General features: G+C 62.8%; 1 protein-coding gene and 2 pseudogenes. 2 read left to right on the plus strand and 1 reads right to left on the minus strand.

The genetic code is table 11. The features are described from left to right. A pseudogene (locus tag AC2VOP_RS04580) lies at positions 1–384 on the plus strand (hypothetical protein); the annotation flags it as partial. Positions 385–405: 21 nt separating this feature from the next. Here the strand turns inward: AC2VOP_RS04580 and ltrA are convergent. Beyond that, the gene (gene ltrA / locus AC2VOP_RS04585; RefSeq protein ID WP_486959844.1) at positions 406–1671 is read right to left on the minus strand and encodes a group II intron reverse transcriptase/maturase; all 1266 of its coding nucleotides are present in this window, start codon (positions 1669–1671) and stop codon (positions 406–408) included. Between the two features lie 625 nt (positions 1672–2296). Here ltrA and AC2VOP_RS04590 point away from each other — a divergent pair. Next, positions 2297–2490 (plus strand): annotated as a pseudogene (locus AC2VOP_RS04590) (NAD(P)/FAD-dependent oxidoreductase); the annotation flags it as partial.

Genomic DNA, 2490 nt, shown 5'->3' on the forward strand with positions numbered 1-2490 from the left:
GGTGCCGACGGTCATGCCTCGACGGTGGCCGAGCTGGCGCCGCTGCCGGGCACACGGTGGCGTAACGACCGGTTCATCTACTTCGCGAAATATCGCAGCATCGACCTCCCGCCGTGGCATTCCACGGCGTTGTGGTTGCTGGAGCCCGACGTCGCCTACATCTTCCGTAACGACGACGGCGTCAGCCTGCTCGCGGCCATGCCGGCCAAAGACCGACTGCCCGCATTCCGCCAGAATTGCGAGGCGGAGCTTCTGGCGTTGTGTTCGGATCTTCCTGACGGACCTGATCTTTCGGCGGCCCAGCGGGTTTCCGATGTCATGGGAGCCACCGGTCGAGTGGCCCGGGGGAATCGCACCCCCGGGCTCTCACAGAACCGTGCGTGACAGTCTCCCGTCACACGGCTCTTACCATCCAGTCGCCATGAAGCCACGGGTATATGCCCAGTGCGCAAACATGCGAGGATATCGTTCCCCCAATGCTTTCCACCAGGCGTTGACCTTCTTGAACCCGTGTAGCCGCCGATATTTCTTGCGAGCCCACCGCACCAAGTAGGTGTTGATGCGTTTGCACAGCGCATACAGTTTCGTCCGATAGAACCGGCCGTAGTACTGCAGCCAGCCTCGCACGATGGGGTTGATCCAGCGTGCGATCCGGCCCAGGGTCCAATCCGTGTGTCGGTGCAGGCCCCAGCTGCGGACCTCCCGGTTGATGCGTTTCTCCGCGTCGCGGCTGATGGCAGGCAAGAACGAGGTGAATAACTCCCCGAACTTGTCGCACGCCGACCGCATCCGGAACTCATAACCAAGGAACGTGAACGAGGTGTGCTCGGCATCGAGCGTGCGCTTGTTCTCGTCCCGGCAGTAGACGATCTTCGTCTTGTCCGGATGCAGCTCCAACCCCACCGCGGCGAAACGTTCCCCAATGGCGGCCTTGAGCATCAGAGCCTGACGCTCACTGACACAGTGGATCACCGCGTCATCCACGTACCGTTCGAAGTCGACGTCCGGGAACTTCCGGGCCATCCACATGTCGAACGCGTAGTGCATAAACAGGTTCGCCAGAATCGGCGACACCGCGGACCCCTGCGGGGTACCGCGATGCCGCACCTCTTGCGTCCCGTCCGGGAGTTGCAGCGGGGCCGAAAGCCACCGCCGCACATACAACACCACCCAGTCCTGGTCGGTATTGGCCCGAACCGCTTTGACCATCAATTCGTGGTCGACGGTGTCGAAGAACTTGCGGATGTCCAGATCGAGCACCCAGTCCTTCTTGAAACACCGCTGCCGGCATGACGCGACCGCGTCCAGCGCCGAACGATTGGGTCGATAGCCATAGGAGCCCGGATGGAACATCGGCTCCACCCGCTTTTCCAGTTCCATGGCCACCACCGTCTGCGCAACCCTGTCCGCGATCGTCGGCACACCGAGCACCCGCACACCGCCGCCAGCCTTGGGGATTTCCACCGCCCGCACGGGCGGCGGAAAGTACGTCCCCGACGACATCCGGTTCCACACCTTGTAGAGGTTGCCCTTCAAGTTGGACTCGAAGCCCTCGATGGACAACCCGTCCACACCGGCGGCGCCCTTGTTGGCCTTGACCCTGCGATACGCCTCAGCAACAGCCCATTTCGATATCTCGAACGGCTTTCCCAGCGATTTCGATTGCTTCATCCAGCTCCTCCCGGCCCTCGCCGGTTGACTGCTTCACCAACCCGAATGGTCCGGCCCCTTTGCTCCACACCCATTACAGGCGCTTCAGCGCTACTACGGGCCGGTCCGCCAGCACACCCCGCGTCGGTACTCAACGGCTCACAGTTTCCGCTGCCCGCCGCGCTCCCTCTCGCCCTCACCGAAGCAAAAACTGTATCGGGGCATGCCTTCCCACGTTCCGCGTGAACGCCGCAGACCAGGATCACGTCGCCTCCATGCCGGACACCGCCTGGCCAGAAATCGGGATACCCGCCAGACTCATCCCGGCGCCAAAAAGAAGCCCCGGTTTTGATGCCATCTCATCCATTTCGACACGTCGTCAGCGATTCACTCGCGTTCGTCTTCCTGATCCCCACCTGACGCTTCTAACAGCGCCTTTTCCTCATCGCTCACCACGACGGTCTTCAGCCAACGCAGCATGAGGCGGTTTGAAGTCTCCCACCCGACGGGCGACTCCGAAGGGCCACAACCCCTTCATCATTCACACAGCACCACGTTCCTCCGCGATCTCCTACATCACGCAGCCTCCCGTGTTCGTGGCACACCTTATCCCAGCATCACCCGCACCCGCATCGTCGCTCCGGGCGTGGCGTTGATCGGCGATGCGGCAATGGTCGGCGACCCGGTGTGGGGAACCGGTATCGGATGGGCGCTGCAGAGCGCCGAATGGCTGTCCGACGTCATCGCCGGCACGCTGCTGCGAGGAACCACAGGCGACATCGACGCGGCTGCCCGCCGCTACCAGCGCCGGCACCGGCGTAGTCTGGCGCCGCATCAGAT

Source organism: Mycobacterium sp. TH-M106, from assembly GCF_057473765.1.